Origin of the sequence: Mangrovicoccus sp. HB161399, assembly GCF_013184745.1 — a bacterium.
GTDB lineage: Bacteria > Pseudomonadota > Alphaproteobacteria > Rhodobacterales > Rhodobacteraceae > Mangrovicoccus.
The window spans coordinates 23,134-48,887 of the sequence record NZ_JAATVU010000015.1 but is presented as its reverse complement, the minus strand read 5'-3'; the positions used below and the strand labels follow the sequence as shown (position 1 = coordinate 48,887).

28 protein-coding genes are annotated in these 25,754 nt (G+C 68.0%); 14 read left to right on the top strand and 14 right to left on the bottom strand.

Annotation, left to right across the window (positions count from 1 at the left end; all coding sequences use genetic code 11):
* Window positions 1-44: 44 nt before the first annotated feature.
* Window positions 45-497 carry a cyclic nucleotide-binding/CBS domain-containing protein gene (locus HCC78_RS10795; RefSeq protein ID WP_172328784.1) on the bottom strand — a complete coding sequence of 151 codons (453 nt, stop codon included), beginning with the start codon at window positions 495-497 and terminating at the stop codon, window positions 45-47.
* A gap of 231 nt (window positions 498-728) precedes the next feature.
* Between HCC78_RS10795 and HCC78_RS10790 the strand changes: the two genes are divergently transcribed.
* Window positions 729-1,067 (top strand): carboxymuconolactone decarboxylase family protein, encoded by a 339-nt coding sequence (locus HCC78_RS10790; RefSeq protein WP_172328783.1) that lies wholly within the window; start codon window positions 729-731, stop codon window positions 1,065-1,067.
* Window positions 1,068-1,113: 46 nt separating this feature from the next.
* On the opposite strand, the gene HCC78_RS10785 is transcribed toward HCC78_RS10790, so the two are convergent.
* Window positions 1,114-1,566 (bottom strand): CBS domain-containing protein, encoded by a 453-nt coding sequence (locus HCC78_RS10785; RefSeq protein ID WP_172328782.1) that lies wholly within the window; start codon window positions 1,564-1,566, stop codon window positions 1,114-1,116.
* 206 nt (window positions 1,567-1,772) lie between these two features.
* Between HCC78_RS10785 and HCC78_RS10780 the strand changes: the two genes are divergently transcribed.
* The 4 genes from HCC78_RS10780 (at window position 1,773) to HCC78_RS10765 (ending at window position 5,041) form a co-directional block, all read left to right on the top strand.
* Entirely contained in the window at window positions 1,773-2,462 is a 690-nt protein-coding gene (locus tag HCC78_RS10780) for a hypothetical protein (RefSeq protein ID WP_172328781.1), read from the top strand.
* A gap of 66 nt (window positions 2,463-2,528) precedes the next feature.
* Window positions 2,529-3,380, top strand: coding sequence for a pantoate--beta-alanine ligase (gene panC / locus HCC78_RS10775; protein ID WP_172328780.1), 852 nt, complete (start codon window positions 2,529-2,531; stop codon window positions 3,378-3,380).
* A gap of 10 nt (window positions 3,381-3,390) precedes the next feature.
* Window positions 3,391-4,200: a 3-methyl-2-oxobutanoate hydroxymethyltransferase gene (gene panB / locus HCC78_RS10770; RefSeq protein ID WP_172328779.1), complete on the top strand. Its 810-nt coding sequence runs from the start codon at window positions 3,391-3,393 to the stop codon at window positions 4,198-4,200.
* Between the two features lie 82 nt (window positions 4,201-4,282).
* Window positions 4,283-5,041, top strand: coding sequence for a PAS domain-containing protein (locus HCC78_RS10765; protein WP_172328778.1), 759 nt, complete (start codon window positions 4,283-4,285; stop codon window positions 5,039-5,041).
* Between the two features lie 45 nt (window positions 5,042-5,086).
* Here HCC78_RS10765 and HCC78_RS10760 read toward each other — a convergent pair whose 3' ends face one another.
* On the bottom strand, window positions 5,087-6,073 hold the full coding sequence (locus tag HCC78_RS10760) for a D-glycerate dehydrogenase (RefSeq protein WP_172328777.1): 987 nt from the start codon (window positions 6,071-6,073) through the stop codon (window positions 5,087-5,089).
* A 129-nt stretch (window positions 6,074-6,202) separates the two neighbouring features.
* Between HCC78_RS10760 and HCC78_RS10755 the strand changes: the two genes are divergently transcribed.
* A complete protein-coding gene (locus tag HCC78_RS10755) occupies window positions 6,203-6,754 on the top strand; it encodes an SH3 domain-containing protein (protein ID WP_172328776.1) in 552 nt (183 codons plus the stop codon).
* 3 nt (window positions 6,755-6,757) lie between these two features.
* Here HCC78_RS10755 and HCC78_RS10750 read toward each other — a convergent pair whose 3' ends face one another.
* The 11 genes from HCC78_RS10750 to cobU all read right to left on the bottom strand — a co-directional run bounded on the left by HCC78_RS10750 (window position 6,758) and on the right by cobU (window position 16,315).
* Window positions 6,758-7,243: an ureidoglycolate lyase gene (locus tag HCC78_RS10750; protein ID WP_172328775.1), complete on the bottom strand. Its 486-nt coding sequence runs from the start codon at window positions 7,241-7,243 to the stop codon at window positions 6,758-6,760.
* Window positions 7,240-8,262, bottom strand: a complete 1,023-nt coding sequence (gene alc, locus HCC78_RS10745) for an allantoicase (RefSeq protein ID WP_172328774.1) — start codon at window positions 8,260-8,262, stop codon at window positions 7,240-7,242. Before alc ends, HCC78_RS10750 begins: the two co-directional genes overlap by 4 nt.
* A gap of 21 nt (window positions 8,263-8,283) precedes the next feature.
* Window positions 8,284-9,711 carry an allantoinase PuuE gene (gene puuE, locus HCC78_RS10740; protein ID WP_172328773.1) on the bottom strand — a complete coding sequence of 476 codons (1,428 nt, stop codon included), beginning with the start codon at window positions 9,709-9,711 and terminating at the stop codon, window positions 8,284-8,286.
* A gap of 133 nt (window positions 9,712-9,844) precedes the next feature.
* Complete coding sequence (metG, locus tag HCC78_RS10735; protein WP_172328772.1) at window positions 9,845-11,560, bottom strand: methionine--tRNA ligase; 1,716 nt, start codon at window positions 11,558-11,560, stop codon at window positions 9,845-9,847.
* A gap of 198 nt (window positions 11,561-11,758) precedes the next feature.
* Window positions 11,759-12,268 carry a hypothetical protein gene (locus tag HCC78_RS10730; RefSeq protein ID WP_216671110.1) on the bottom strand — a complete coding sequence of 170 codons (510 nt, stop codon included), beginning with the start codon at window positions 12,266-12,268 and terminating at the stop codon, window positions 11,759-11,761.
* Window positions 12,269-12,627: 359 nt separating this feature from the next.
* On the bottom strand, window positions 12,628-13,119 hold the full coding sequence (locus HCC78_RS10725; protein ID WP_172328770.1) for a hypothetical protein: 492 nt from the start codon (window positions 13,117-13,119) through the stop codon (window positions 12,628-12,630).
* Between the two features lie 213 nt (window positions 13,120-13,332).
* Entirely contained in the window at window positions 13,333-13,770 is a 438-nt protein-coding gene (locus HCC78_RS10720; protein ID WP_172328769.1) for an OsmC family protein, read from the bottom strand.
* Window positions 13,771-13,834: 64 nt separating this feature from the next.
* Window positions 13,835-14,407 carry a YceI family protein gene (locus HCC78_RS10715; protein ID WP_172328768.1) on the bottom strand — a complete coding sequence of 191 codons (573 nt, stop codon included), beginning with the start codon at window positions 14,405-14,407 and terminating at the stop codon, window positions 13,835-13,837.
* Window positions 14,408-14,472: 65 nt separating this feature from the next.
* Entirely contained in the window at window positions 14,473-15,162 is a 690-nt protein-coding gene (locus HCC78_RS10710; protein WP_172328767.1) for a glutathione S-transferase, read from the bottom strand.
* A gap of 59 nt (window positions 15,163-15,221) precedes the next feature.
* The gene (locus tag HCC78_RS10705) at window positions 15,222-15,791 is read right to left on the bottom strand and encodes a histidine phosphatase family protein (RefSeq protein WP_216671111.1); all 570 of its coding nucleotides are present in this window, start codon (window positions 15,789-15,791) and stop codon (window positions 15,222-15,224) included.
* A gap of 2 nt (window positions 15,792-15,793) precedes the next feature.
* Complete coding sequence (gene cobU / locus HCC78_RS10700) at window positions 15,794-16,315, bottom strand: bifunctional adenosylcobinamide kinase/adenosylcobinamide-phosphate guanylyltransferase (RefSeq protein ID WP_172328765.1); 522 nt, start codon at window positions 16,313-16,315, stop codon at window positions 15,794-15,796.
* A gap of 70 nt (window positions 16,316-16,385) precedes the next feature.
* On the opposite strand from cobU, the gene HCC78_RS10695 reads away from it, so the two are divergent.
* The 8 genes from HCC78_RS10695 (at window position 16,386) to HCC78_RS10660 (ending at window position 25,696) form a co-directional block, all read left to right on the top strand.
* A complete protein-coding gene (locus HCC78_RS10695) occupies window positions 16,386-17,264 on the top strand; it encodes an RNA polymerase factor sigma-32 (protein ID WP_172328764.1) in 879 nt (292 codons plus the stop codon).
* Window positions 17,261-18,064 (top strand): ChaN family lipoprotein, encoded by an 804-nt coding sequence (locus tag HCC78_RS10690; RefSeq protein WP_172328846.1) that lies wholly within the window; start codon window positions 17,261-17,263, stop codon window positions 18,062-18,064. The genes HCC78_RS10695 and HCC78_RS10690 overlap by 4 nt, the downstream gene beginning before the upstream one ends.
* A 214-nt stretch (window positions 18,065-18,278) precedes the next feature.
* Window positions 18,279-19,481, top strand: a complete 1,203-nt coding sequence (coaBC, locus tag HCC78_RS10685; protein ID WP_172328763.1) for a bifunctional phosphopantothenoylcysteine decarboxylase/phosphopantothenate--cysteine ligase CoaBC — start codon at window positions 18,279-18,281, stop codon at window positions 19,479-19,481.
* 277 nt (window positions 19,482-19,758) lie between these two features.
* Complete coding sequence (locus HCC78_RS10680; RefSeq protein WP_172328762.1) at window positions 19,759-20,235, top strand: formate dehydrogenase subunit gamma; 477 nt, start codon at window positions 19,759-19,761, stop codon at window positions 20,233-20,235.
* Entirely contained in the window at window positions 20,232-21,755 is a 1,524-nt protein-coding gene (locus HCC78_RS10675; protein WP_172328761.1) for an NADH-ubiquinone oxidoreductase-F iron-sulfur binding region domain-containing protein, read from the top strand. The genes HCC78_RS10680 and HCC78_RS10675 overlap by 4 nt, the downstream gene beginning before the upstream one ends.
* Window positions 21,752-24,670 carry a formate dehydrogenase subunit alpha gene (gene fdhF / locus HCC78_RS10670; protein WP_172328760.1) on the top strand — a complete coding sequence of 973 codons (2,919 nt, stop codon included), beginning with the start codon at window positions 21,752-21,754 and terminating at the stop codon, window positions 24,668-24,670. Before HCC78_RS10675 ends, fdhF begins: the two co-directional genes overlap by 4 nt.
* On the top strand, window positions 24,667-25,488 hold the full coding sequence (gene fdhD / locus HCC78_RS10665; RefSeq protein ID WP_172328759.1) for a formate dehydrogenase accessory sulfurtransferase FdhD: 822 nt from the start codon (window positions 24,667-24,669) through the stop codon (window positions 25,486-25,488). The genes fdhF and fdhD overlap by 4 nt, the downstream gene beginning before the upstream one ends.
* Complete coding sequence (locus tag HCC78_RS10660; RefSeq protein WP_172328758.1) at window positions 25,478-25,696, top strand: formate dehydrogenase subunit delta; 219 nt, start codon at window positions 25,478-25,480, stop codon at window positions 25,694-25,696. The genes fdhD and HCC78_RS10660 overlap by 11 nt, the downstream gene beginning before the upstream one ends.
* The last annotated feature ends 58 nt before the right edge of the window (window positions 25,697-25,754 follow it).

Here is a 25,754-nt window from a genome sequence, read left to right as displayed (position 1 = left end):
CGGCAAGCGGAAGCGCGCAGCGCAGCCTGCGCGCTTTTCCCGTTTCAGAGCAGGCGGTAGCCGCGCTCGGCCAGCGGACGCGGCCCGGTCTGGGCCTGGGCGAAGCGCTCGGCCATGTAGCGGTACTCGGTCGGGATGTCGCGCATCGACAGGATGCCGATCACCAGCGCCCCCTCCAGGACCGGCAGGTGGCGGAAGCCGCCCTCGTACATCGCCTGCAGCGCCGCGGCCACGCTGTCGGACGCGTCGATCACCTCCGGCCCGCGGCTCATCACCTCGCTGACGGCCGTGCCGTCCATCGGCAGCCCCTCGCAGACCGCGCGGTGGATCACGTCGGTCTCGCACAGGATGCCGCAGAGCGCGCCTTCCTCCATCACGGCCAGCGCCCCGTCTCCGGCCCGGCGCATCTCGCGGCAGGCCTCGCGCAGGCTCTGCCCCGGCAGGACGCTGCCGAACGGGCGGTTCCGCACCACATCCCCGACGGTTCTGATCACCATCTGCTCCTCCTAACGATGTCGATGGCAAAACCATCTGTCATATTCCTGTTACAAACTAGTCCGGTATCCCGTTATCGCAACGTTAACGAAAACCGCTTCCGCAGCGCCCCGCCGGAAAGAGACGGCTTTTCCTGACTTTCGAATGCGGAATTTAGCATGGATCAAGTTTTCCGGATGCGTGACGCGCTAGGAAGCGGCCAGCCAGCAACCATTCCCGGAAAGGGGCCGACGATGACCTGGGCCGACAAGCTCGACGAAATGAGAACCAGCCTGCGCAGCCTGAACCAGGCGGCACCGGAGATGAGCAAGGGCTTCGGCGCCCTGTCCAAGGCGGCCAAGACCGGCACCGCGCTCGACAAGAAGACGCTGGAGCTGATCGCGCTGGCAATTGCCGTGGCCGACCGCTGCGAGCCCTGCATCGCCTTCCATACCGAGGCGCTGGTGAAATGCGGCGCCACCCGGGAAGAGATCTCGGACATGCTGTCGATGTGCGTGCAGATGGGCGGCGGGCCGTCGCTGATGTACGCCGCCAAGACGCTGGCCTGCTACGACGAGCTGGCGGCGGCCTGAACGGAAGGGCCGCCCGGCACCGGCGCGGGCGGCCTTCCCTGCCGCGTCAGACCAGCATGGTCACGCGGTCGTCCGGGCCGAGCGCGGTATCGCGGAACTCGGCGAAGCGCTCCACCAGCAGCCGGTACTGGGTCGGGATGTCCCGCATCGACAGGATGCCGACCAGTTCGCTGCCCAGCATGACCGGCAGGTGGCGGAAATCGCCGTCGGTCATGATCTTCATGGCTTCCGCCAGGCTGGCGGAGACGTCGATGGTGCAGGGATCGGCCGTCATCACGGCAGCGACCAGCGTCTCGGTGGTGGCCCGGTCGGCGCAGATCGCGCGGGCGATCACGTCATGTTCGGATACGATGCCGACAAGCTCCCTGCCGTCCAGGACCGCAACCGCCCCTTCGGGCGCGACGGCGAGCTTGTGGCAGGCCTCCCGGACGGTCGCGTCTGGCGATACGGTCTGGAGCGGGCGGGATGTCACGATCATGGCGATCGACTGATGGATCATGCGAGTCCTCCCTGCATTGTCCAGCTTGATGATGGGCATTGTAGTCGAATTCCGGACTGAACCGGCCAGCTTCCTGCGCGGGCGGTTAACGAATCCTAAGCGCGCCCTGCCCCGGCGGACGCTGGACAGACGGCACGGCCGGTGCTTGGATTTCCCGAAGGAGCGCCGCGGCACGGAGGCAGGCGGCGGGCAGGAGGAGATCGGGAATGCCGGTGATTGCACGCGATTACGTCGAGGTGGCGAAGGAGCTGGACCGCTTCCGCCCGGCCATGCTGGCCGCCCGGATGGTCTCGGGGCTGGCCGATGTCTCGCGCGACGGCAAGGCCGAGGCGGCGCTGACCCGCGGCGGGACGCTGCTGATCACCGGCTCGAACGGCATCCGCGACTATGTCGACTTCAACCTGCGCCCGGACCGCCGCCTGGCCGATTCGGCGCGGCTGGCGCAGCTGACCGGATCGCTGCCCGTCAGCCAGTTCCACGGCGGCTTCCTGCTGCATGCGCTGAAGGTCATGGCCTTCCTGCGCGGGCGGAAGCCGACATTCATCGCCGGCCATTCGCTCGGTGCGGCCTCGGCCCAGATCATCGGCACCGCGCTGAAAGTCCCGGCCATCGGCTTCGCCTCGCCCCAGGTGATCCGGGCCGACCAGCCGCAGGTCGAGGGCGAGGGCTGGGTGATGAACGTCGTGTGGAAGCAGGATTTCGTCACCGAGGGCTACAAGCTGAAAAACCTGCGCTGGCTCGGCTCGGTGCAGGAGCTCGACAGCGCGCGGTCGCATTTCGGCATCGACCACGTGGTGAAGGACTACATCTCGCTGCTGAAGCACGACCGCCACGCGGCCGCGCCGAAGCTGACGCCGATGTGGCCCCGCCCGCAGGCGCCAACGGCCGTCGCCTGAGCCCTTCGCCTTGCCTGCGCCCGCCCGGTTTCGTATGCCAGCCGCAAGAGCCGGGAGGGGTGCCCCATGGAAATCCGAAACAGCAAGACCGGGATCCGCCGTGCCATCGCGACGATGCGCGCGGGCGGGGCGCAGCGGATCGGTTTCGTGCCGACCATGGGTGCGCTGCACGAGGGCCATCTTGGCCTCGTCCGCATGGCCAAGGCCAATTGCGACCGGGTCGTCGTCTCGGTCTTCGTGAACCCGACCCAGTTCGAGGATCCGTCCGACCTGGAGAAATACCCCCGCGATGACGCGCGCGACCTGGATCTGCTGCGCGCCGAAGGGGTGGATGCCGTGTTCCTGCCCGGCGTGGACGAGATGTATCCGCCGGGCGCGCAGACCATCGTCGAGACCACCGGACTGTCGAAGGTGCTGATCGGCGCGCTGCGCCCCGGCCATTTCCGCGGCGTCGCCACGGTCGTCACCAAGCTCTTCAACATCGTGCAGCCGGATGCCGCCTTCTTCGGCGAGAAGGACTACCAGCAGCTCGCGGTGATCCGCACCATGGTGCGCGATCTCGACGTGCCCGTGGAGGTCGCCGGCCATCCGATCGTGCGCGAAGCCGACGGGCTGGCCATGTCCTCGCGCAATGTCCGCCTGTCGGAAGAGCACCGGATCGAGGCGCCGGTGCTGAACCGCGCGCTCGACCGCGCCGAAGAGCTGGCCAAGGGGCCGGTGACCATCGGCGAGCTGCGCGCCGACATCGCGCTGACACTGGCCGAGGCGCCTTCCGCCGAAGTCGACGCGATCGACATCCAGGATGCCGCGACCCTGGCCGACCTGGACGGTCCGCTCGACCGACCGGCGGTGATCCTGCTCGCCGTCCGCTTCGGCCCAATCCTCCTCATCGACAACCGCGTCGTGACCCCCGCCTAAGGAGACATCCATGAGCACCCAGGCCCCCATCCGCCGCGTCACCGTCCCTCAGATCGCCCGGCGCAAGGGCGGCGAGCCCATCGTCTCGCTGACCTCCTACCATGCCCATACCGCCGCGATCGTCGACGAGGTGGCCGATTTCATCCTGGTGGGCGACAGCCTCGGGATGGTGATGCACGGCATGGAATCGACCGTCGGCGTGCCGCTCGACCTGATGATCATGCATGGCCGGGCCGTGGTCCGCGGCACGAAGAGGGCGCTGATCGTGGTCGACATGCCCTTCGGCACCTACGAGGAAAGCCCCTCCATCGCCTTCCGCAACGCCGCCAAGATCATGAAGGAAACCGGCTGCGGCGCGGTCAAGCTGGAGGGCGGCAAGCGCATGGCCGAGACCATCCGCTTCCTGACCGAGCGCGGCATTCCGGTGATGGCCCATATCGGCCTGACCCCGCAATCGAGCCATGTCATGGGCGGCTTCAAGACTCAGGGCAGGGACGAGGAAAGCTGGCCGATGCACGAGGAGGATGCCCGTGCAGTGGCCGAGGCCGGCGCCTTCGCGCTGGTGCTGGAGGGCATGCTGGAGCCGCTGGCGCGCCGGATCACCGACCAGGTCGCCATCCCCACCATCGGAATCGGTGCCTCCGCCCATTGCGACGGCCAGATCCTCGTGCTGGAGGACATGCTGGGCCTAAACCCCTGGACTCCGAAATTTGTCAAGGTTTACGGTCAGTTGGGTGACATGATCAAGCAGGCGGTCAAGTCCTATGCCGAAGAAGTGCGCGACCGCTCCTTCCCCGGCGAGGATCAAGTGTACCGTTAAGATCAATTTACTTGACCTTGCGAAGCTAAACGGTTTCCATCCCGCACGTTGAATTCAGGATGAATGTTTTGGCGGACGGAACATGTCTCTGCTGAGTGCGCTTGCGCAGTACAGCCTCGTGAACAGCCGCATCGACGCGCTGCTGCAGCGGGACGAGCCCGACACGGCTGACCTGTCGCTGCTGCTGCGCCAGGCAAGCGACCTTCGCGGCGAAGTCCTCGGGGCGGCGCCGCGCGACCCGCAGGAGGCGGCGCAGAAGCTGGCCTGCATCGTCAACCTGATCCAGCGCGACGCGCAGATGCAGGGCTTCGCCCCCGAGCTGTCGGCGCTGCTGGATGCGGCACAGGAAGCCTGCGGCGCGATCGGCCAGCCGGAACGGACCGCGGCCGTGCCCTGCATGACCCGGCCCTCCGGCGCGCGCCCGGCCGCGCATTTCGGCGGATCGGTGGCCGACTATGTCGCCTTCGCCGAGGGGCGGCTGTCGCTGATCGGCACGGATTACTGCTTGATCGCCACCAGCGAGGAGACCGCGCGCCATTTCGGGCGGCAGCAGATATCGCTGATGGGGATGCCGCTGGCCGAGGTGATCGGCCGCCACCGCTTCGAGACGCGCGCCCGCGCCCGGCTCGACGCCTGTTTCGCGGGCAAGCTGCAGACATACCATGTCGCGCTGCCGGACCACGGCCGGGCGACGATCATGCGCTGCGACATGCGCCCGGTGAATTCCGGCGAGGGCGGCATCCTCGGCGCGCTGGTCTACATGACCGACGTCACCCAGCAGGTGAAGCGGCTGCGCCCCGACCAGGACCTGTTCGCCGTCGACATGCGCCACGGCGCCTGATCCCGCCGGAAACGCGAAGGGGCCGCAGCGCGGCCCCCGGTCCGGTCACAGCATCCCGGGAATGACCTGGTCCGGCGGGCGGTGGCCGTCGGCGAAGGTCTTGATGTTGATGATCACCTTCTCGCCCATCTCGATCCGGCCCTCGACCGTGGCCGAGCCCATGTGCGGCAGCAGCACCACATTGGTCAGGTCGCGCAGCGGCGCGGTCGACTCGGGGCCCTTCTCGAACACGTCGAGCCCCGCCCCGGCCAGTTCGCCGGCGCGCAGCGCCCGGGTCAGCGCCGCCTCGTCGATCACCTCGCCGCGCGAGACGTTCACCACGACGGCGGTGCGCTTCATCAGCTTCAGCCGCCGCGCGTTGACCAGGTGGAACGTGTCGGCCGTCGACGGGCAGTTGACCGACAGGATGTCCGAGCGGCGGATCATCTCGTCGAGGTCTTCCCAATAGGTCGCGCCCAGCTCCTCGGCGACCGAGGAATGGACGGGACGCCGGTTGTGGTAGTGGATTTCCAGCCCGAAGGCCCGGGCGCGGCGCGCCACCGCGGTGCCGATCCGGCCCATGCCGATGATCCCCAGCCGCCGCCCGCCGAGGCGGCCGCCCAGTAGCGCGGTCGGGGCCCAGCCCTTCCACTGGCCGGACTGCATCAGAGCCAGGCCCTCGGGGATGCGCCGGGTGACGCCCAGCATCAGCGCCATCGCCATGTCGGCGGTGTCGTCGGTGACGACATTGGGGGTGTAGGTCACGAGAATGCCGCGCTGCCGCGCGGTGCGGACGTCGATGTGGTCGACCCCCGCGCCATAGTTGGCGAAGAGCTTCATGTTCGGGCCGGCCTGGGCGATCATGCCCGCGTCGATCTGGTCGGTCACCGTCGGCACCAGGACGTCGGCCGTGCGGATCGCCTCGATCAGCTCCGCCTTGGTCATCGGCGTGTCGTCTTCGCGCAGGGTGGTGTCGAAGAGATCCGCCAGGCGCTTCTCAACGGCTTCCGGCAACCGCCGGGTCACGACAACTTTCAAACGGTCCTGCCCCATTCTCTCCACCCTCGGTCTTTCCTTGAGCCCCATTCGGTGGCAAATTGCGGCATAAGATCAGGGGACACAAGAACCCCGGTGCGCGCGCGGCAATTTAAACCGCGGCCCAGGCAGAGCAGAGGCAAGGCAATGAGACCATTGTACAGGGCCGTCTTGGCGGTCGCGCTCGCCGCGGCGGCACCGGCAGCTGCCCAGCAGCAGAAAATCGGCTCCGAAACCGGCCAGCCGCTGCCGCGCTGGGTGTCGATGAAGGCGCCCGAGGCGAATGCCCGGCGCGGGCCCTCGATCAACCACCGCATCGACTGGGTGTTCAAGCACCGCAACATGCCGCTGATGGTGACGGCCGAATACGGCCATTGGCGCCGCGTCGTCGACCGCGACGGCTTCGGCGGCTGGGTGCATTACGTGCTGCTCAGCCGCAACCGCACGGTGATCGTCGACGACGACATGCTGGAGATCCACCGCGGCCCCGAGGACGCCTCCGAGGTGCTGGCCGAGGCGCAGGAGGGCGTGATCGCCCAGCTGAAGGAATGCGAGTCCGGCTGGTGCCGCATCACCGCGGACGGCATCCGCGGCTGGGTCCATGAAAGCGGCATCTGGGGCGCGGGCGATCCGGAAATGCCGGACCGCGCCAACATCGCGCCGCCGCCCGGCCCCGACCTCGCGGCCGAGGCCAAGTAGCGCTCAGGCGGCCGCGACCGTCATCGGCGCGTCGAACCAGTGTTCCTCGAGATTGGCCGTGTCCCCGATGCGGTCGACCACGGCGAAGAGCCCCGGCGCCGACAGCGGCGTCAGCACGCCGTGCCAGGTGCCGCGGTGCAGGTTGATCCCCTGCCCCGGCGCCGTCAGGAAGGCATGAACCGGCCCCGGCACATCGTCCCGGCCCTCGGCCACGACGACGAGGAACGGATCCATCGACATCGGCAGGAAGGCCTGGCTGCCCTCGGGATGGCGCTCGACCATCTCCAGCTTGTAGGGAAGGCTGCGCGGCTCGGCCTTGAACAGGCTGACCCCGGCCCGGCCGCCCGGTCCGAAATCGAGCTGCGCCAGGTCGTGGAACCGGCCGCAGAGCCCCTGGTTGATCAGCTTGTCGGGCGCCCCCGCAGCCTCCAGCACGTCGCCGAAGGGCGCGAAGGCCGCCTGGGTCAGCGGCCTTGCGAGGATCGTCATGCCGGACGGCCGAAGAGCCGCAGCCGGCTCACCCCGCCATCCGGGAAGATGTTGAAGCGCACATGCGTCACCGCGCCGAAATCGGCTTCCAGCTCGTCGGCGTAGGTGTGGATCGCGTCCGCCGACAGCCGCTGCGGCGGCAGCAGTTCCTTCCAGAACATCGAGTCGGTGATCAGCGCGTCGGTCAGCCCGTCGCCGAAGGCACCCAGATCGGCTGCCTGGATCGAGCAGCGGTCGGGGAAGTTGCCCTTGAAATGGCAGGTGTCGACCAGCGCCTTGTGGATGTGGCCGCGCGCGCCGAGGGCGATGACCATCCAGTCGTAGCCCGGCTCGCGCCGCCGCCGGGTTTCCCAGCCGTCGCCCATGTTGAGGCCGCGCCCCGGTGCCAGCAGGCGGTTGACGTCGCCGTAATGCGCATCCGAGAAGCCCAGCACGCGGCCGCCGTTCAGCGCCGCGACCAGGTCGATCTCCTGGCCGTCGCCGGTCGGGTCCAGCTCCGGCACGCCAAAGACGCGCAGCCGCGCCACGCCGCCATCGGGATAGATGTGCAGCCGCAGGTGGGTCCAGAGCTCGTAGCTCTTGCACGGGAAGTAGTGGTGCGCGCTGGCGCCGAGCGCCTTGTGGTTGAGGATGGTGACCCAGGAGGTCTCCTCGTCCGGCTCCTTGCCCGCGGGCAGCCAGGCCGCCTCGATCCGGCAGGCCGGAGCATAGTTGCCGGTGAAATGCGAGGTATCGACGTCGAAGCCCAGCACCCGGCCGGGCGCCGCGAGCTTGATGATGCCCCAGTCATGCCCGCCGTCGCGGCGCCGCTGGGTCTCCCAGCCGTCCATCCACTTGCCGTGGTCATCGAACTTGTCGGGGATGAAGATCGCAGGCGCATCCGCGAGCATGCGCTCGAGCGGGGCGAAGAATTCGTTGGAGCTGCTGACAGCGCGGGCCCCGAGGCCCGCCGAAGCCAGGTTGATCCCGGTGCGCGCGAAAAGCGGCATGTCCGGGTTGAGGTTTTCTATCGACGGCATCTAGCGTCTGATCTTTCTGGATTACGAGAGGAATTCGGACAGGCGAAGATATGCGATGCGTTCGACCTGCCTGCAAGCCTCGGCAAATTCGCTTTCCGCATCGTGGGACAACCTTCTGTTGAATGCCTCCAGAATGGTCCCTTTGGTGTTGTCGCGCACTGCAATGATGAAGGGGAAGCCGAATTTCGCCGTGTAGGCCCCGTTGAGCCGTTCGAACTCCGCCCGCTCCGCATCGGTCAGCGCGTCGAGCCCGGCCGAGGCCTGCTCGGCGGCCGACTCGGCGGTCAGCCGCTTGGCCGCGGCCAGCTTTCCCGCAAGATCCGGATGCGCCGCCAGGACGCCCATGCGCTCCTCGCCGCTGGCCGACCGGAAGGCGCGGGCCAGCGCCATGTGCATGCCCGCCAGCGAGTCGTAGGCCGGGCCCATTTCCAGCCCCCAGGCGCGTTCGGCAATCCAGGGCGAATGCTCGTAGATGCTGCCGAACTTCGCGACGAAGGCGTCCTTCGCCAGCTCGGTCGGGCGGAAGGTCTCCGCCGGCGGATGCTCCTGCGCCCAATGCGCGGCGATCTCGGCCCGGGTGGCGATCCAGACCTGGTCGCGGCTCAGGACGTAGTCGAGGAACTTCCGCACCGCCTCTGCCCGGCCCGGCCGTCCGGCCAGGCGGCAATGCAGGCCGACGGTCATCATCTTCGGCCTGCCCGCCACGCCCTCGGCATAGAGCCCGTCGAACGTGTCCTTCAGGTAGGTGAAGAAATGCTCGCCGGTGTTGAAGCCCTGCGCCGAGGCGAAGCGCATGTCGTTGGCATCCAGCGTGTAGGGGATGATCAGCTGCTCGCGGCCGCCGAAGCGCTTCCAGTAGGGCAGGTCGTCGTCATAGGTGTCGGCGATGTAGTCGAAGCCGCCTTCCAGCGCGGCCAGCGGCACCGAGTTCATCGAGGCGCGCCCGGTGTACCAGCCGCGCGGGCGCTCGCCGGTGACCTCGGCATGGAGGCGGATCGCCTCCATCATCTGGGCCTCCTCCTCCTCCGCGGGCATGTCCTTGAACTCGATCCACTTAAGGCCGTGGCTGGCCATTTCCCATCCGGCCTCCTGCATCGCCATGACCTGGGCGGGGCTGCGCGCCAGCGCCGAGGCGACGCCGTAGACCGTGACCGGCACGTTGCTGCGGGTGAAAATGCGGTGCAGCCGCCAGAACCCGGCGCGCGCGCCGTATTCGTAGATCGACTCCATGTTCCAATGCCGCTGCCCCGGCCAGTTGGCCGCGCCGACGATCTCGGAGAGGAAGGCCTCGGAATAGGTGTCGCCGTGGAGCAGGCAGTTCTCGCCGCCCTCTTCGTAGTTGACGACGAAGTTGACCGCGATCCGGGCGCCGCCCGGCCATGCTGCATCGGGCGGATTGGCCCCGTAGCCGCCCATGTTGCGTTCGTAGCGCTTCGCCATCTCGGTCATTCGGTCTTCCTCGCTTCCGGCGGGGCCGACAGCCCCGCCCGCAGCATTAGGCATCCGCCGAATGGGGGACAAACGGTTTGTCGCCGCAGACGTGCCGCGGCGCGGCCACTGCCCGTTTACCGGGCAGCCGGGCTCACTGCCCGGCGAAGCGCGCCTGCCACTCGTCGCGCTGGTCGTCGGTAATCTTGGCGAAAAGCACGTCCGGCACGGCGAAGGCATGGCCCGGCTTCAGCGTTTCGGCCATGGCCGCGCGGATATCCTCCGGCCAGTCGATGACCTGCAGCGCGAAGGTCTCGCGCAGCTTCTCCGCCGCGTCCGGGATGAAGGGCGAGCTGAGCCCGGCATAGATCACGGCGAGGTTCAGCGCGAAGCGGACCTGCGCGGCGGCGGCCTCGGGGTCGGTCTTGAACACCGACCAGGGCGCGGCGGCCTGCAGGTATTCGTTGCCCGCCACCCAGATGGCGCGCAGTTCCTGCGACGCCTTGCGGACCTCCATCGCCTCCATCAGGGCCTCGTAGGTCTTCACCCGCGCCTCGATGTCATTCAGCACGGCCTCCTCGGCCTCGCCCCATGCCCCGCCGTCGGGCACCACTTCGCCGAATTTCGAGCGGCAGAACTTGGTCACGCGGCTGACGAAGTTGCCCAGCACGTCGGCAAGGTCCTTGTTCACGCCGGCCTGGAAGTTCTCCCAGGTGAACTCGCTGTCGGAGCTTTCCGGTGCGTGGCTCAGCAGCCACCAGCGCCAGTAGTCCGACGGCAGGATCTCCAGCGCCGCATCCATGAACACGCCCCGGCCCTGCGAGGTCGAGAACTGCCCGCCGTCATAGTTCAGGTAGTTGAAGGACTTGATGTAGTCGACGAGCTTCCAGGGCTCGCGCGAGCCCATGATCGTCGCCGGGAAGCTGAGCGTGTGGAAGGGCACGTTGTCCTTGCCCATGAACTGGACGTAGCGGACATCCTCCGCGCCCTTGTCGGTGCGCCACCAGCGCTGCCAGGCCTCGTCGCCCAGCCCCTTGGCCTCGGCCCATTCGGCGGCGCAGCCGATGTATTCGATCGGCGCGTCGAACCAGACATAGAAGACCTTGCCCTCCATCCCCGGCCAGGGCTCGCGGCCCTTCTGCACCGGCACGCCCCAGTCGAGGTCGCGGGTGATGCCGCGGTCCTGCAGGCCGTCGCCGTCATGCAGCCATTTCTTGGCAATCGACGTGGTCAGGATCGGCCAGTCGGCCTTGGAATCGATCCAGGCATCCAGATCGTCCTTCAGCGCGGATTGCTTCAGATAGAGGTGCTTGGTCTCGCGGACTTCGAGGTCGGTGGAGCCGGAGATCGCCGAACGCGGATTGATCAGGTCGGTCGGGTCCAGCTGCTTGGTGCAGTTCTCGCACTGGTCGCCGCGGGCCTTGTCGTAGCCGCAGTTCGGGCAGGTCCCCTCGATGTAGCGGTCGGGCAGGAAGCGGCTGTCGGCATTCGAGTAGACCATCTTCTCGGAGACTTCGTCGATGAAGCCGTTCTCGGCCAGCGCGGCGGCGAAATCCTGGGTCAGCTCGCGGTTCTGCTTCGAGGAGGAGCGGCCGTAATGGTCGAAGCTGAGGCGGAACCCCTCGGCCAGCTTCGACTGCGTGGCATGCATCTCGGTGCAGTATTCGGCGACGGGTTTCCCGGCTTTGGCCGCGGCCAGCTCGGCCGGGGTGCCATGCTCGTCGGTCGCGCAGAGGAACAGGACCTCGTTGCCCTTCGCCCGGTTGTAGCGGGCATAGAGATCCGCCGGAAGCTGCGACCCGATCAGCGTGCCGAGATGCTTGATGCCGTTGATGTAGGGAAGCGCGGAAGTGATCAGGATGCGTGCCATTGGGGGGTGCCTTTGTCTCGTCCCGGCCCCTTTAGCCCAAGGGGAGGACGAGTTCTAGCGCTGCGTGGCCTGCAGCCGCCAAAGCCCCCCGGCGCGGGGTTTTTCCCGTCGCCGCACGCCGTCCGCCCCCTGCCCCGCGCACGCCAAGGGGCACGGGATTGACCCGTGCCCCTGCAACACAGCGCGGATTGCGTGCGATCAGGCTTCGTCCGACTTGCGGCGGCCGCGCAGGACGGCCGCGCCGCCCAGCAGGGCAAGGCCGAGCATGCCGCCGGCAGCGGGCAGCGGAACCGCGGAGGGTTCGTAGACGACGCGGAGGTTGTAGCCCACGTCCTGCTGCTCGCCGGTGGAGTCGATCGTGATCGAGAAGGAGGTGATGTTGCTCAGCGGCACGCCTTCGGCAGCTGCATAGGTCAGGCCGCCGACGCTCCCGATCAGGGTGTAGGCGTAATCGACGCCGTCGATCGTCAGGGTCATCGCGGTGACATCCGCGCCCGCGCTGTTGCCGATGCCGAGGGAGACGACCGACGAGATGTCATAGGCCGTTGCGGAGGTGAAGTTGTAGGTATCGACCTCGTCAACGCCGGCTTCCAGCGTCTCGGCGACGTAGAAGGGCGACGTCAGAGTATCCAGGTCGACATTGTAGGTCGCTGCCGAGGCAGCAAAAGGCATGGCAGCGACAGCCGCCGGAATTACATATCTATACATTTCGCGTCCGTTCCTTCGATGGGCGGAGGGCGCGGAATTGCCACCGCTCGCGTTAACCATCCTATAGGGCCGGTATAGGGTCAGAACCTGAAATATCGAGGGAAAATTCTCAATATCTTCATTTTTAACACCAGAAACAATCTTCGGTAGAAGACCATCTGCGCACGCTCGCCGCAACCGGAAGTGCGATGCACGGCATCCATGCGCACAGACCGACGAGTCAATGCGATGTTCACGTTTCTATGGAGCAATTGCAGGAGCTTGCCGCTATCATGCCGCAGTCCGGACCGAAAGGGGAAAACGCAGCGCGCGAGCACGATTCGCCGCGCGCCGCAATCCGGGACGCGCGGCGCCGCCGGTCAGGATGCCTTCCGGCGGACGGCAAAGGCGCCGCCGCCCAGCAGCGCGGTGCCGAGCAATGCGCCGGCCATTGGCACAGGAACCGCCTGCGGCGTGAAGCTGAAGGTGATGCCGGCATTGGCGGGCGCGCCCGTCATCGAGAATTCCACGGTGAAATCGCTGGAAATCACGAAATCCGCGATCGACGAATATGCGAGGGCAGCCGATGGGCTGTCGGGCGACAGGTCGATCACCGTGGAAAACGGAGTCGATGCAGAGTCGAGGCCATAGAGGACCAGCGACAGGGAGTCGCCGTCATGGGCATCGGTGCCCGCGACGGAGATGCCCGAAAGCTTGAAGCTCTGCCCTCCGGTCTCATAGGAAAACGAGGCCGTGTCGTCCGGCGCGGACAGCACGAACGCCTCGGTAACCTCGACGCCGTTCAGCAGAGTGGAAGAATGCGCAAAGGCAGGCGCCGCGACCATCGCCGCGGCACATAAGAGTTTTCTCATATTTTATCTATCTCCTCCAGAACGGCGGAATTCGAAAAAATGGTTCCGCACGTTACCCCACCACGGATACAAGGGAGGAGATCTGCTGTCGAGCGTTACTTATCATGTTATTCAATTTTTGCGTGCCTTAAGCCGCGCCGAATGAAGGACTTGCACGCCGCTGCCGGCATGTTCCGGGCTGCGCATGCCGGTCCGGCACACGCAGCTCCGCCCTCAGGCCATGGATGTTTCGAGCGCCGCATCCATGGTGATCTCGGCCGCCATAAGCTTCGAGATCGGGCAATTTTCCTTGGCCGTCCGCGCCGCCTCCAGGAACGCCTCTTCGGAAGCGCCGGGCACCGTGGCCTCGACGGTCAGATGCAGCTTCTGCACCGCGAAGCCGCCCTCTTCCTTGTCGAGGAAGACGGTCGAGCGCGCCTTGATCTCCTCGGCGGCGAACCCGGCCTCGCCGAGGATCATCGACAGCGCCATCGAGAAGCAGGAGGCATGGGCCGCGCCCACCAGTTCCTCGGGATTGGTGCCGGCCTTGTCCTCGAAGCGGGTGTTGAAGCCGTAGGGCTGGCTGTCGAGCGCGCCGCTCTGGGTGCTGACGGTGCCGGTGCCGGTCTTGAGCTCGCCGCGCCAGACGGCGGATCCGTGCTTGCGTATCATGGGACGCTCCTTTCCTTGCTGTGGTCGCCCGGTCAACGGGAGCCGCGGCCAGGTTGTTCCGGGATCACCCCCCGGTTTCCGCCAGCTGCGCCCGGATCCGCAGGTCGACGCGGCCGGAAACGAGCTCGCCATAGCCGTCCGCACCGAAATCGTGGCGGTTGATCGTGCCGGTCAGCAGCACGGTCAGGCGGCTGAGATCGCCCTCGGCGCTGTCGGGCGGCCGGTACAGCTGCGCCTTCAGCGCCAGCGGCCGGGTGACGCCGCGGATCGTGACCATGCCCGAGATCGTCGCCCCGTCGCGCACCGACCCGCTGACCTTCGACGACACGAAGCGGATTTCCGGATAGGCCGCGGCATGCAGCATGCTCTCGCCCTTCAGCGCGTCGGTGATCATCTGGCTGGAGGCACGGATGCGCGGCACGTCCAGCACCACCTCGGCCTTCGAGCGCTCCAGCCTGGCGAAGTCGATCGCCATCCGCGCCGACTTGACCGGCATCACCCCCTCGCCCGGCACCCCGCCGACGGCATAGCCGAAGCGCACCTCCGACCCGGCGGGGTCGAGCCGGTAGCTGCGCGGCTCCGCCGTTGCGGCAAGAGCCGGCAAGAGGAGGCAGAGGATGAGAAGCAGCCGTCGCATGGCCGCAGCTTAGCACGGCCCCGCGCTAACGGCAGGTTAACCATGATCACGATGCCGCCACGGGATCACACCGCTGCGGGCCAGGGCTCCCTTGCCGTTCCCTGCGCATAGGGCGGCTCCTCCGCCATCGGCCAGCCGGCGCCGATCTCCCGCCAGGCGGCGATGGCCGGATCCGCGAGATGGGCATTGACGTAGCCGCGCGCCGCTCCGGCAACCGGCAGGCCGTAGCCCGCGATCCGCATCGCCACCGGCGCATAGAAGGCGTCGGCAATGCTGTATTCCCCGAACAGCCACGGCCCCGTTCCGGCCGCGCGGGTCCGGGCGAAGGCCCACAGCTCCCCGATCCGCTCCAGATCGGCCAGCACCTCGGCGGGCGGCACGAAATCCGTGCGGCGGTGGGTGACCACCATCGGGCAGTTGCCGCGCAGCGCGCCGAAGCCCGCATGCATCTCGGAGGTCACCCAGCGCGCCGCCGCCCGCGCCGCCGGATCGGCAGGCCAGAACCCGGCGTCCGGGTGGCGCTCGTGCAGGGTCTCGGCGATGGCGAGGCTCTCGCCCACCGCCGTGCCGTCCGGCAGGACCAGGACCGGCACGGTCCTGGCAGGGGCCACCGGCGCGAGATCGGCCATCTTGCGGCCCTCGTAGACATCGACTTGGGCCAGCCTGTGTTCCAGGCCGAACCGGTGGAGAAGGAGCCAAGCGCGCAGCGACCAGCTCGAATAGGACGCGTGTCCGACATACAGTTCGTAGCTCATGCGGCAGAGCCTAGCCGCGCGGTCCGCGCGGCGGAAATGGCGTTTTGTGCGGCTCGCCATCACGGGCAGTGATTGGCGCAGCCTTCCTGCCAGCCGGCGCCGGTCCAGTGCAGCCGCGTCACCGACAGGTTGTCCACCTTCTGGGCGAAAATCTCGGCTGCGGGCAGCCCGCGGGCGCGCTGAAGCTGGGTGAGGATCGCGCCGAAATGCGCCACCACGATCACCTCGCCGCCCAGCCCGGCCAGCCGGTCCGCCGCCGCCGACACCCGCGCCGACAGCATGTCCCAGCTCTCGCCCCCCGTCGCGCACGACGCCCCTGGGGCCTGCCAGAAGGCGGCGATGGCCTCGGGCTCATCGGCGTCTATCTCGGCGAAGGCGCGGTTTTCCCAGGCGCCGAAATGGATCTCCCGCAGGTCCGGGTCATGCGGCAGCCGCAGCCGTCCCGGCCCCGCCAGCGCATCGGCCGTGGCCGCGGCCCGAGACAGGTCGGACGACACCAGCCGAGCCTGCGCCGGCAGATGCGCCGACAGCCGCGCGACCTGCGCCGCGTCGGACAGGTCGGCGGGCAGGTCGGTCCAGCCGACCATCGTCTTGGCATGCGTCGGCCCGTGGCGCACCCAATGCAGCATGGTCACGGCAGCACTCCCTTCAGCGCCATCGGCAGCCCCGCCGTCACGAAGACCACCAGCCCCGCCTGCGCCGCCAGCTTCTGGTTCAGCCGTCCCTGCGCATCGCGGAACCGCCGCGCCAGCGGGTTGTCGGGCACGATGCCCTGCCCGACCTCGTTGGAGACCACCACAACCGGACCCGGCGCCGCGGAAAGCGCGGCCAGCAGCGCCATCTCCGCCGCCTCGACATCCGCCTCGGCCAGCATGACATTGGTCAGCCACATCGTCGCGCAGTCGAGCAGGATCCCCGCCCCTGCCGGACAGCGGTGCAGCGCCTCGTCGACGGCCATCGGCGCCTCGATCGTGGTCCAGCCGTTGCCCCTCTGTTCTCGATGTGCCTCCACTTTGAGCGACATCTCGTCATCCCAAATCTGTGAAGTCGCCAGGTAGAATTTTCGCAACCCGCTGTTATCTATCAGGCTTTCGGCAAATTTCGACTTTCCGGAAGCCGCGCCGCCTAGCACGAGAGCGAGATTTGGCAACATTTTTTCCTCCGGGGCTGAACCAAAACGGGGTCTCGCGCGTAGTTGTGATGACAAGAGGAGACCGGACCCCATGGCCCTTGATGCTATCGCAACTGACCAGACCTTGTCGCGCCACGCGATGAAAGCGGAATTACTGGATGCGGAAACCGAACTCAAACTCGCATACGCCTGGCGCGACCAGCGCGACGAACGGGCGCTGCACCGGCTGATCACCGCCTACATGCGGCTGGCGATCTCGATGGCGTCCAAGTTCCGGCGCTACGGCGCGCCGATGAACGACCTCATCCAGGAGGCCAGCCTCGGCCTGATGAAGGCGGCAGACAAGTTCGACCCCGACCGCGGCGTCCGGTTCTCCACCTACGCGGTCTGGTGGATCAAGGCCTCCATTCAGGATTACGTGATGCGCAACTGGTCGATGGTGCGCACCGGCTCCACCTCGTCGCAGAAATCCCTGTTCTTCAACCTCCGCCGGGTCCAGGCGCGGCTGGAGCGCGAGGCCGAGGCCCGCGGCGAGATGCTGGACAGCCACCAGCTGCGCCATATGATCGCCACCGAGGTCGGCGTTCCCCTGCAGGATGTCGAGATGATGGAGGGGCGGCTCTCGGGTTCGGATTTCTCGCTGAACGCCACCCAGTCCAGCGACGAGGACGGGCGCGAATGGATCGACACGCTGGAGGACGAGGGCAGCCAGTCCTCGCATCAGGTGGAGCTGGAGCACGACGCGGCGCATCTGCGCGACTATCTGGGCGTGGCGATGGAGGCGCTGAACGAGCGGGAACGCTTCATCATCCGCGAACGCAAGCTGCGCGAGGACACGCGGACGCTGGAGAGCCTCGGCCAGGAGCTGGGCCTGTCGAAGGAACGCGTGCGCCAGCTGGAGGCGGCGGCCTTCACCAAGATGCGCCGCACGCTGGAATCCCGCAACGTGGTGCTGGCCGACTTCCTCTGAGGGCGTCCGGCCGGACGCTCCTGCTCTGCCTGTCCCTCCTGGCCGTCCCGGCCGGGGCGGAGTCCCTCCCCGAACCTGCCCGCGGCGCGCAGATCGTGCTGCTGGGCGAGACCCACGACAATCCCGCGCATCACCGGCTTCAGGCGGAATTCACCGCCGAACTGGCGCCCAGGGCGCTGGTCTTCGAGATGCTGTCGCCCGAACAGGCGGCCGCGCTTGACGGGCTGGCGGACCGGTCGGAGCCGTCGATGCGCGCGGCGCTCGGCTGGGACGGATCGGGCTGGCCGGATTTCGCGATGTACTACCCGATCTTCACCGCCGCGCCCGAGGCTGCCGTGCTGGGCGCCGCGCTGCCGCGCGAGACGTTGCGCGCCGCCATCTCCGGCGGCGCCGCCGCCGCCTTCGGCGACGGGGCGTTGCGCTACGGCCTGGCCGCGGACCTGCCTGCTACCCAGCTGGAGGACCGGCTCGGCCTGCAGCGCGACGCGCATTGCGGCGCCCTGCCCGAGGAGATGCTGCCGGGAATGGTCGAGGCCCAGCGGCTGCGCGATGCCGCCTTCGCCCGCACCGCCCTGGACGCGCTGGAGCGCTATGGCGCGCCGGTGGTGGTGATTGCCGGTCGGGGCCATGTGCGCCGCGACTGGGGCATGCCCGCCGCGCTGGCCGCCGCCGCGCCGGATGTCCGGGTGGCAGCCATCGCGCTCTCCGAGCACGGCGAAGAGGACCCCGGCGACAGGTTCGACGTGCAGATCGCGACCGAACCGGCACCCCGCGGCGATCCCTGCGCGGCGTTCCGGTAGATGCCGTCGATATGAATGAAAATTCTGCATGCCGGATATGCGATCCATCCTGGTGACTCAGGGAAAATTACAGCTACCATACCACCTGTAACGAGTGAGGAGCGGCCCCGCGGGGTCCCTCCGGACGCGTATCCGCGGCAGAGGCAGCCATTGTGTCCGGTCCCGTCCTGCCCTTAGATGCCCCCGGGACCGGTTCCCGGGGGACATTCTCAAGATGCTGGCAGGCAAGCGCATTCTCCTGATCATCGGCGGCGGCATCGCCGCCTACAAGGTGCTGGAACTCATCCGGCTCTGCCGCAAGGCAGGGGCAGCGGTGACGCCGGTGATGACCGCCGCGGCGGGCGAGTTCGTGACGCCGCTTTCGGTCTCGGCCCTGGCCGGAGAGGCGGTGCATGCCGAGCTGTTCGACCTGACCTCCGAGGCGGAGATGGGCCATATCCAGCTCAGCCGCGTCGCCGATCTGGTGGTCGTCGCGCCCGCCACCGCCAACCTGATGGCGCGCATGGCACAGGGGATCGCCGACGACCTCGCGACGACGCTGCTGCTGGCGACCGACACGCCGGTGCTGATCGCACCCGCGATGAATGTCCGGATGTGGGAGCATCCCGCCACGCAGAGGAACCTCGCCACGCTGGCCGCAGACGGCATCGCCATCGCCGGACCGGAGTCGGGTGAGATGGCCTGCGGCGAATACGGCCCCGGCCGGATGGCCGAGCCGGCCGCGATCCTCGCGGCCATCGACGCCGCGCTCGGACCGAAGCCGCTGGCCGGGAAGACGGTGCTGGTCACCTCCGGTCCGACGCACGAGCCGATCGACCCGGTGCGCTACATCGCCAACCGCTCCTCCGGCGCGCAGGGCGTCGCCATTGCCCGCGCGCTGCGCGACCTGGGCGCGCATGTGCGCTTCGTCACCGGCCCCGGCGAAGTGCCGCCGCCCGCGGGCGTGGAACTGGTCCGGGTGGAGACCGCGCGCGAGATGCGCGATGCCGCCCTCGCCGCCCTGCCAGCCGATGCCGCCGTCTTCGCCGCCGCGGTGGCCGACTGGCGGGTCGAGAATGCCAGCGGCTCGAAGATGAAGAAGGATGGCACGGGCAGGGCCCCCGCGCTGGAATTCGCCGAGAACCCCGACATCCTGAAGACCGTCTCGCAGCTGGCCGAGGGCCGCCCGCCGCTGGTCGTGGGCTTTGCCGCCGAGACCGACGACGTGATCGCCAATGCCACCGCCAAGCGGGCGCGCAAGGGCTGCGACTGGATCCTCGCCAATGACGTCTCGCCCGCGACCGGCATCATGGGCGGCAGCGAGAACGCCGTGACGCTGATCACCGCGGACGGCGCCGAGGACTGGCCGCGCATGGGCAAGGACGAGGTTGCCCGCCGCCTCGCCCTGCGCATCGCGCAGGCCCTGGCCGCGGACTGACCCGGCCACGCGCTGCCGTTGCGGCAAGCATAAACCTCCTGTAAACTATGCAGCGAGGATGTGCCTTCGGCTGCGTTGCCCGGTCGGATCCCGATTTTCCGCGCCGCGCGGCTCGAAAGCTCCTGCATCTCAAGGACCTGCGGCCGCCCGGCCCGCCGGGAGCCGCGGAGGTGCCGCCCCCGCTGATAGGAAATTCCAATCAAGCGACGGAAAGCCCATATTGATTTCTTAATCCTCTTGTTCTCAGGATGCCGCAAAAACCGACCTGGAGGACTGCATGCCACGGGATTTCCCGCAGCCGACCGCAGAAGAGATTGAATCGCTGATCCACGCGCAGCTTCACCTGGAAGGTCCGCTGCTGCCGATCTTCCATGCGCTGCAGGAAACCTACGGCCATGTGCCGGACTCCGCGATCCAGCCGATTGCCGATGCGCTGAACATCACCCGCGCCGAAGTGCATGGCGTCATGTCCTTCTACCATGACTTCCGGAAAGTCCCCGCGGGCCGCCATGTCGTGAAGATCTGCCGCGCCGAGGCCTGCCAGTCGATGGGCGCCAACGCGCTGGCCGACGCGACGCTGGCCAAGCTGGGCCTCGCCTGGCACGGCACCACGCCGAACGGCAATGTCACGGTCGAGCCGGTCTACTGCCTCGGACTCTGCGCCTGCGCGCCCGCCGTCATGGTCGGCGAAACGCTGCATGGCCGCGTGGACGGCGAGAAGATGGACGCCATCCTGAAGGAGGCCGGGGCATGAAGATCTACGTTCCCCTCGACAGCGCCGCCCGCGCGCTCGGCGCAGATGCGGTGGCCGAGGCCGTCGCCGCCGAAGCCGCCAAGCGCGGCATCGAGGCCGAGATCGTCCGCAACGGCACCCGCGGCATGGTCTGGCTGGAGCCGCTCGTGGAGATCGAAACCCCCGAGGGCCGCAAGGGCTTCGGCCCGCTCCTGCCCTCCGAGGCAGGCCAAGTCTTCGACGGCGATGGCCGGAAATCGCTGGGGCTGGTCGAAGAGCTGCCCTGGATGGCGAAGCAGACCCGCCTGACCTTCGCCCGCTGCGGCATCACCGATCCGCTCGGCCTGGCCGATTACGAAGCCCATGGCGGCCTCGTCGGCCTGCGCCGCGCGCTGGGGATGTCCGGCGAAGCGATCGTCGACGAGGTCAAGCTGTCCGGCCTGCGCGGCCGCGGCGGCGCGGGCTTCCCGACCGGCATCAAGTGGGACACGGTGCGGCTCGCGCATGCGGACCAGAAATACATCGTCTGCAATGCCGACGAGGGTGACAGCGGCACCTTCGCCGACCGGATGATCATGGAAGGCGACCCCTTCACCCTGATCGAGGGCATGATCATCGCCGGTCTCGCGACCGGCGCAACCAAGGGCTACATCTATTCGCGCTCCGAATACCCGCAGGCCAACGCCATCATGCGCGCGGCCATCGCCGCCGCGCAGAAGGCCGGGATCCTCGGCGCCAAGGTGATGGGCGAAGGCCCCGCCTTCGACCTGGAACTGCGCGTCGGCGCCGGCGCCTATGTCTGCGGCGAGGAGACCTCACTCCTGAACTCGCTGGAAGGCAAGCGCGGCGTCGTCCGCGCCAAGCCGCCGCTTCCGGCGCTCGAGGGTTTCATGGGCCGCCCGACCGTCGTCAACAACGTGCTGTCGCTCGCCACCGTGCCGGTGATCTTCGAGAAGGGCGCGCAGTTCTACGCCGATTTCGGGCTCGGCCGCTCCAAGGGCACGATGCCGATCCAGATCGCTGGCAACGTCAAGCGCGGCGGCCTGTTCGAGACCGCCTTCGGCATGCCGCTGGGCGAGCTGGTCAACGACATCGCCGGCGGCACGGCCTCAGGCCGCCCGGTCAAGGCAGTGCAGGTCGGCGGCCCGCTCGGCGCCTATCTGGCCCCCGAGAAATTCGACACGCCCTTCGGCTACGAGGAATTCGACCGCAAGGAAGCGCTGATCGGCCATGCCGGGATCGTGGTCTTCGACGACACCGCCAACATGCTGGGCATGGCGCGCTTCGCGATGGAATTCTGTGCGGTGGAAAGCTGCGGGAAATGCACCCCCTGCCGGATCGGCGCCGTGCGCGGCGTCGAGACCATCGACCGGATCGCCCGCGGCGACGCCTCGGCCATCCCGCTCCTGACCGATCTCTGCGAGACCATGAAGGACGGCTCGCTCTGCGCGCTCGGCGGCTTCACCCCCTTCCCCGTCATGTCCGCGCTGAAGCAGTTCCCCGAAGACTTCGCCACCACCGCCAAGGAGGCAGCCGAATGAAGGATTTCATCATTCCGTGGGATACCGATGCCGATCTCGGCACGCCCGCCCGCGAAGGCAAGCCGGTGACGCTGACCATCGACGGGGTCGAGGTCACGGTGCCCGAACATACCTCGGTGATGCGCGCCGCGATGCTGGCCGGCCTGAAGATTCCGAAGCTCTGCGCCACCGACAGCGTCGAGGCCTTCGGCTCCTGCCGCCTCTGCGTCGTGGAGATCGAGGGCCGCCGCGGCACGCCGGCGTCGTGCACCACCCCGGTCGCGCCGGGGATGAAGGTCCACACGCAGAGCGCCAAGGTGAAGAAGATCCGCAAGGGGGTGATGGAGCTCTACATCTCCGACCACCCGCTGGACTGCCTCACCTGCGCCGCGAACGGCGATTGCGAGCTGCAGGACATGGCCGGCATGGTCGGCCTGCGCGACGTGCGCTACGAGAGCGGCCAGAACCATTTCGACCCGACCGGGACCGGCGCGCTCAGCAAGGCCGATGCCGACCGCCGCGACGGACCGGGCAACTTCCGCTACATCGCCAAGGACGAGTCGAACCCGTATTTCACCTACGACCCGTCGAAATGCATCGTCTGCTCGCGCTGCGTCCGCGCCTGCGAAGAGGTGCAGGGCACCTTCGCGCTGACCATCGAGGGCCGCGGCTTCGACAGCCGGGTCTCGGCCGGCGCCGCCTCGGACAACTTCCTGTCCTCGGACTGCGTCAGCTGCGGCGCCTGCGTGCAGGCCTGCCCGACCGCGACGCTGCAGGAGAAATCGATCTGGGAACTCGGCACGCCGGAGCGCTCGGTCGTGACCACCTGCGCCTATTGCGGCGTCGGCTGCTCCTTCAAGGCCGAACTCAACGGCGACGACCTCGTGCGCATGGTGCCGTGGAAGCACGGCAAGGCGAACCGCGGCCATAGCTGCGTCAAGGGCCGCTTCGCCTATGGTTACGCCTCGCACAAGGACCGCATCCTCAATCCGATGATCCGCGACACGATCGACGAGCCGTGGCGGGAGGTCAGCTGGGACGAGGCGCTGAGCTTCGCCGCGGACCGCCTGAAGGGCATCCAGCAGAAGCACGGCCGCCGCTCCATCGGCGTGATCACCTCCAGCCGCTGCACCAACGAGGAAACCTACCTCGTCCAGAAGCTCGCCCGCGGCGTCTTCATGAACAACAACACCGATACCTGCGCGCGCGTCTGCCATTCGCCGACAGGCTATGGCTTGGGACAGACCTTCGGCACCTCGGCCGGCACGCAGGATTTCGACTCGGTCGAGCACACGGATGTGGTCATCGTCATCGGCGCCAATCCGACCGACGGCCACCCGGTCTTCGCCTCGCGGCTGAAGAAGCGGCTGCGCCAGGGCGCCAAGCTGATCGTCATCGATCCGCGCCGCATCGACCTGGTGAAATCCGCCCATATCCGCGCCGCGCACCACCTGCCGCTGCGCCCGGGCACCAACGTCGCCGTGGTCTCCGGCCTCGCCCATGTCATCGTCACCGAGAAGCTCTATGACGAGGCCTTCATCCGCGAGCGCTGCGACTGGGACGAGTTCCAGGAATACGCGGAATTCATCTCCGATCCGCGCCACAGCCCCGAGGCGATCGAGGACATGACCGGCGTCCCGGCCGTCGAGATGCGCGACGCAGCGCGGCTCTTCGCGCAGGGCGGCAACGGCGCGATCTATTACGGGCTCGGCGTGACCGAGCACAGCCAGGGCTCCACCACCGTGATGGGCATCGCCAACCTCGCCATGCTGACCGGCAATATCGGCCGGCAGGGCGTGGGCGTGAACCCGCTGCGCGGCCAGAACAACGTGCAGGGATCGTGCGACATGGGTTCCTTCCCGCACGAGCTGCCCGGCTACCGCCACGTGAAGATGCCAGAGGTCCGCAAGATCTTCGAGGACGCCTGGGGCGTCGAGATCGACCCCGAGCCCGGCCTGCGCATCCCCAACATGCTGGACGCAGCGGTGAACGGTTCGTTCAAGGGCCTCTACTGCCAGGGCGAGGACATCCTGCAATCCGACCCGGACACCAAGCACGTGGCGGCCGGCCTTGCGGCAATGGACTGCGTCATCGTCCACGACCTCTTCCTGAACGAAACGGCGAACTACGCGCATGTCTTCCTGCCGGGCTCGTCCTTCCTGGAGAAGAACGGCACCTTCACCAACGCGGAACGCCGCATCAACATGGTGCGCAAGGTGATGGCGCCGAAGAACGGCTACGAGGACTGGGAGGTCACGCAGAAGCTCGCCCAGGCGATGGGCGCCGACTGGAACTACGGCCATCCGTCAGAGATCATGGCGGAAATCGCGGCGACCACGCCGAGCTTCGCCAATGTCACCTACGAGATGCTGGACGAGAAGGGCTCGGTCCAGTGGCCCTGCAACGACGCGAACCCGGACGGCACGCCGCTCATGCATGTCGACGGCTTCGTGCGCGGCAAGGGCCGGTTCATCGTCACCGAGTACGTGGCGACCGAGGAACGCACCGGCCCGTGCTTCCCGCTGCTGCTGACGACGGGGCGGATCCTCAGCCAGTACAACGTGGGCGCCCAGACCCGGCGGACCGAGAACACCGCCTGGCATCCCGAGGACATCCTGGAAATCCACGCCTCCGATGCCGAGAACCGCGGCGTGAAGGACGGCGACTGGATCAAGCTGGCCTCGCGCTCCGGCGAAACCACGCTGCGCGCGCAGATCAGCGACCGGATGATGCCGGGGGTGGTCTACACGACCTTCCACCACCCGGACACGCAGGCCAACGTGATCACCACCGACTTCTCGGACTGGGCCACCAACTGCCCGGAATACAAGGTCACCGCGGTGCAGGTCCTGCCCTCCAACGGTCCCACCGACTGGCAGGAGGAGTACAACGCCCAGGCCGCCAAGTCCCGCCGGATCCTGCCGGCGGCGGAATGACGATGAAACCGGTCCGCAGCCTGCCCGGCCACGCCCATCGCGGCGGCGGGCAGGCCGAGATCACCCGGTCCCTGCCCGAGGAGACCCCCGTCGCGATCACCTTCGACGGGTCGACCCAGGCCGTGATGATGGCGACGCCCTCGGATATCGAGGATTTCGCCATCGGCTTCGCGCTCAGCGAGGGCATCCTGCAGGGGCCGGAGGACATCGCCAGCTTCGAGCTGGCCGAGCACGGCACGGGGATCGAGGCGCGGTTCTGGCTCTCGGCCGACCGGTCCGCCGAGGTCAAGGCGCGGCGCCGGGCGATGCTCGGCCCCGTGGGCTGCGGGCTCTGCGGCATCGACAGCCTAGAACAGGCGCTGCGGCCCCTGCCGGTGCTGCCCGATCCGGACTGGCGCCTGACCGCCGCCGAGGCCGGCCGGGCCACCGAGGAGCTGCGCCACCACCAGCCGCTGCATGACCAGACCCGCGCGGTCCATGCGGCGGGCTTTCTCGAACCCGGCAAGGGCATCACCTGCGCCCGCGAGGATGTCGGCCGCCACAACGCGCTCGACAAGCTGATCGGCGCGCTGGTCCGCCGCGGCACCGATCCGGCAGACGGCGCCATCGTCCTGACCAGCCGCGTCTCGGTCGAGATGGTGCAGAAGACCGTCATCGCCGGGTCGCCGGTGCTGATCGCCGTTTCCGCCCCCACCGCCACAGCGCTCCGCCTCGCCCGCGGGGCCGGGCTGACCGTTGCCGCCTTCGCCCGCGGCGACGGCTTCGACCTCTACAGCCGCCCCGACCGCATCCAGCCCGAGGATCCAAATGTCGCCTGAGAAAATGGCCATGATGGCCAACCAGATCGCCACCTTCTTCAAGACCCAGCCGGGCAGCGACCAGGCCCAGCGCGTGGCCGACCACCTGAACGATTTCTGGGAACCGCGGATGCGCCAGCAGCTGGCGGCCCATGTGGAGGCAGGCGGCGACGGGCTGGACCCGCTGGTCAAGGAGGCATTCGCGCTGGTGCGCGTGCCCGCCGAATGAGCCCATTCGCCCATTGATCACAGGGCTGTCCGGGGGCAGACAGGGGACCGAGCCGACC

Bases quoted from the DNA above. Each gene is read 5' to 3' on its own strand.
- HCC78_RS10795 (WP_172328784.1), bottom strand. From the start codon at position 497: ATGGTGATCAGAACCGTCGGGGATGTGGTGCGGAACCGCCCGTTCGGC.
- HCC78_RS10790 (WP_172328783.1), top strand. From the start codon at position 729: ATGACCTGGGCCGACAAGCTCGACGAAATGAGAACCAGCCTGCGCAGC.
- HCC78_RS10785 (WP_172328782.1), bottom strand. From the start codon at position 1,566: ATGATCCATCAGTCGATCGCCATGATCGTGACATCCCGCCCGCTCCAG.
- HCC78_RS10780 (WP_172328781.1), top strand. From the start codon at position 1,773: ATGCCGGTGATTGCACGCGATTACGTCGAGGTGGCGAAGGAGCTGGAC.
- panC (WP_172328780.1), top strand. From the start codon at position 2,529: ATGGAAATCCGAAACAGCAAGACCGGGATCCGCCGTGCCATCGCGACG.
- panB (WP_172328779.1), top strand. From the start codon at position 3,391: ATGAGCACCCAGGCCCCCATCCGCCGCGTCACCGTCCCTCAGATCGCC.
- HCC78_RS10765 (WP_172328778.1), top strand. From the start codon at position 4,283: ATGTCTCTGCTGAGTGCGCTTGCGCAGTACAGCCTCGTGAACAGCCGC.
- HCC78_RS10760 (WP_172328777.1), bottom strand. From the start codon at position 6,073: ATGGGGCAGGACCGTTTGAAAGTTGTCGTGACCCGGCGGTTGCCGGAA.
- HCC78_RS10755 (WP_172328776.1), top strand. From the start codon at position 6,203: ATGAGACCATTGTACAGGGCCGTCTTGGCGGTCGCGCTCGCCGCGGCG.
- HCC78_RS10750 (WP_172328775.1), bottom strand. From the start codon at position 7,243: ATGACGATCCTCGCAAGGCCGCTGACCCAGGCGGCCTTCGCGCCCTTC.
- alc (WP_172328774.1), bottom strand. From the start codon at position 8,262: ATGCCGTCGATAGAAAACCTCAACCCGGACATGCCGCTTTTCGCGCGC.
- puuE (WP_172328773.1), bottom strand. From the start codon at position 9,711: ATGACCGAGATGGCGAAGCGCTACGAACGCAACATGGGCGGCTACGGG.
- metG (WP_172328772.1), bottom strand. From the start codon at position 11,560: ATGGCACGCATCCTGATCACTTCCGCGCTTCCCTACATCAACGGCATC.
- HCC78_RS10730 (WP_216671110.1), bottom strand. From the start codon at position 12,268: ATGTATAGATATGTAATTCCGGCGGCTGTCGCTGCCATGCCTTTTGCT.
- HCC78_RS10725 (WP_172328770.1), bottom strand. From the start codon at position 13,119: ATGAGAAAACTCTTATGTGCCGCGGCGATGGTCGCGGCGCCTGCCTTT.
- HCC78_RS10720 (WP_172328769.1), bottom strand. From the start codon at position 13,770: ATGATACGCAAGCACGGATCCGCCGTCTGGCGCGGCGAGCTCAAGACC.
- HCC78_RS10715 (WP_172328768.1), bottom strand. From the start codon at position 14,407: ATGCGACGGCTGCTTCTCATCCTCTGCCTCCTCTTGCCGGCTCTTGCC.
- HCC78_RS10710 (WP_172328767.1), bottom strand. From the start codon at position 15,162: ATGAGCTACGAACTGTATGTCGGACACGCGTCCTATTCGAGCTGGTCG.
- HCC78_RS10705 (WP_216671111.1), bottom strand. From the start codon at position 15,791: ATGCTGCATTGGGTGCGCCACGGGCCGACGCATGCCAAGACGATGGTC.
- cobU (WP_172328765.1), bottom strand. From the start codon at position 16,315: ATGTTGCCAAATCTCGCTCTCGTGCTAGGCGGCGCGGCTTCCGGAAAG.
- HCC78_RS10695 (WP_172328764.1), top strand. From the start codon at position 16,386: ATGGCCCTTGATGCTATCGCAACTGACCAGACCTTGTCGCGCCACGCG.
- coaBC (WP_172328763.1), top strand. From the start codon at position 18,279: ATGCTGGCAGGCAAGCGCATTCTCCTGATCATCGGCGGCGGCATCGCC.
- HCC78_RS10680 (WP_172328762.1), top strand. From the start codon at position 19,759: ATGCCACGGGATTTCCCGCAGCCGACCGCAGAAGAGATTGAATCGCTG.
- HCC78_RS10675 (WP_172328761.1), top strand. From the start codon at position 20,232: ATGAAGATCTACGTTCCCCTCGACAGCGCCGCCCGCGCGCTCGGCGCA.
- fdhF (WP_172328760.1), top strand. From the start codon at position 21,752: ATGAAGGATTTCATCATTCCGTGGGATACCGATGCCGATCTCGGCACG.
- fdhD (WP_172328759.1), top strand. From the start codon at position 24,667: ATGACGATGAAACCGGTCCGCAGCCTGCCCGGCCACGCCCATCGCGGC.
- HCC78_RS10660 (WP_172328758.1), top strand. From the start codon at position 25,478: ATGTCGCCTGAGAAAATGGCCATGATGGCCAACCAGATCGCCACCTTC.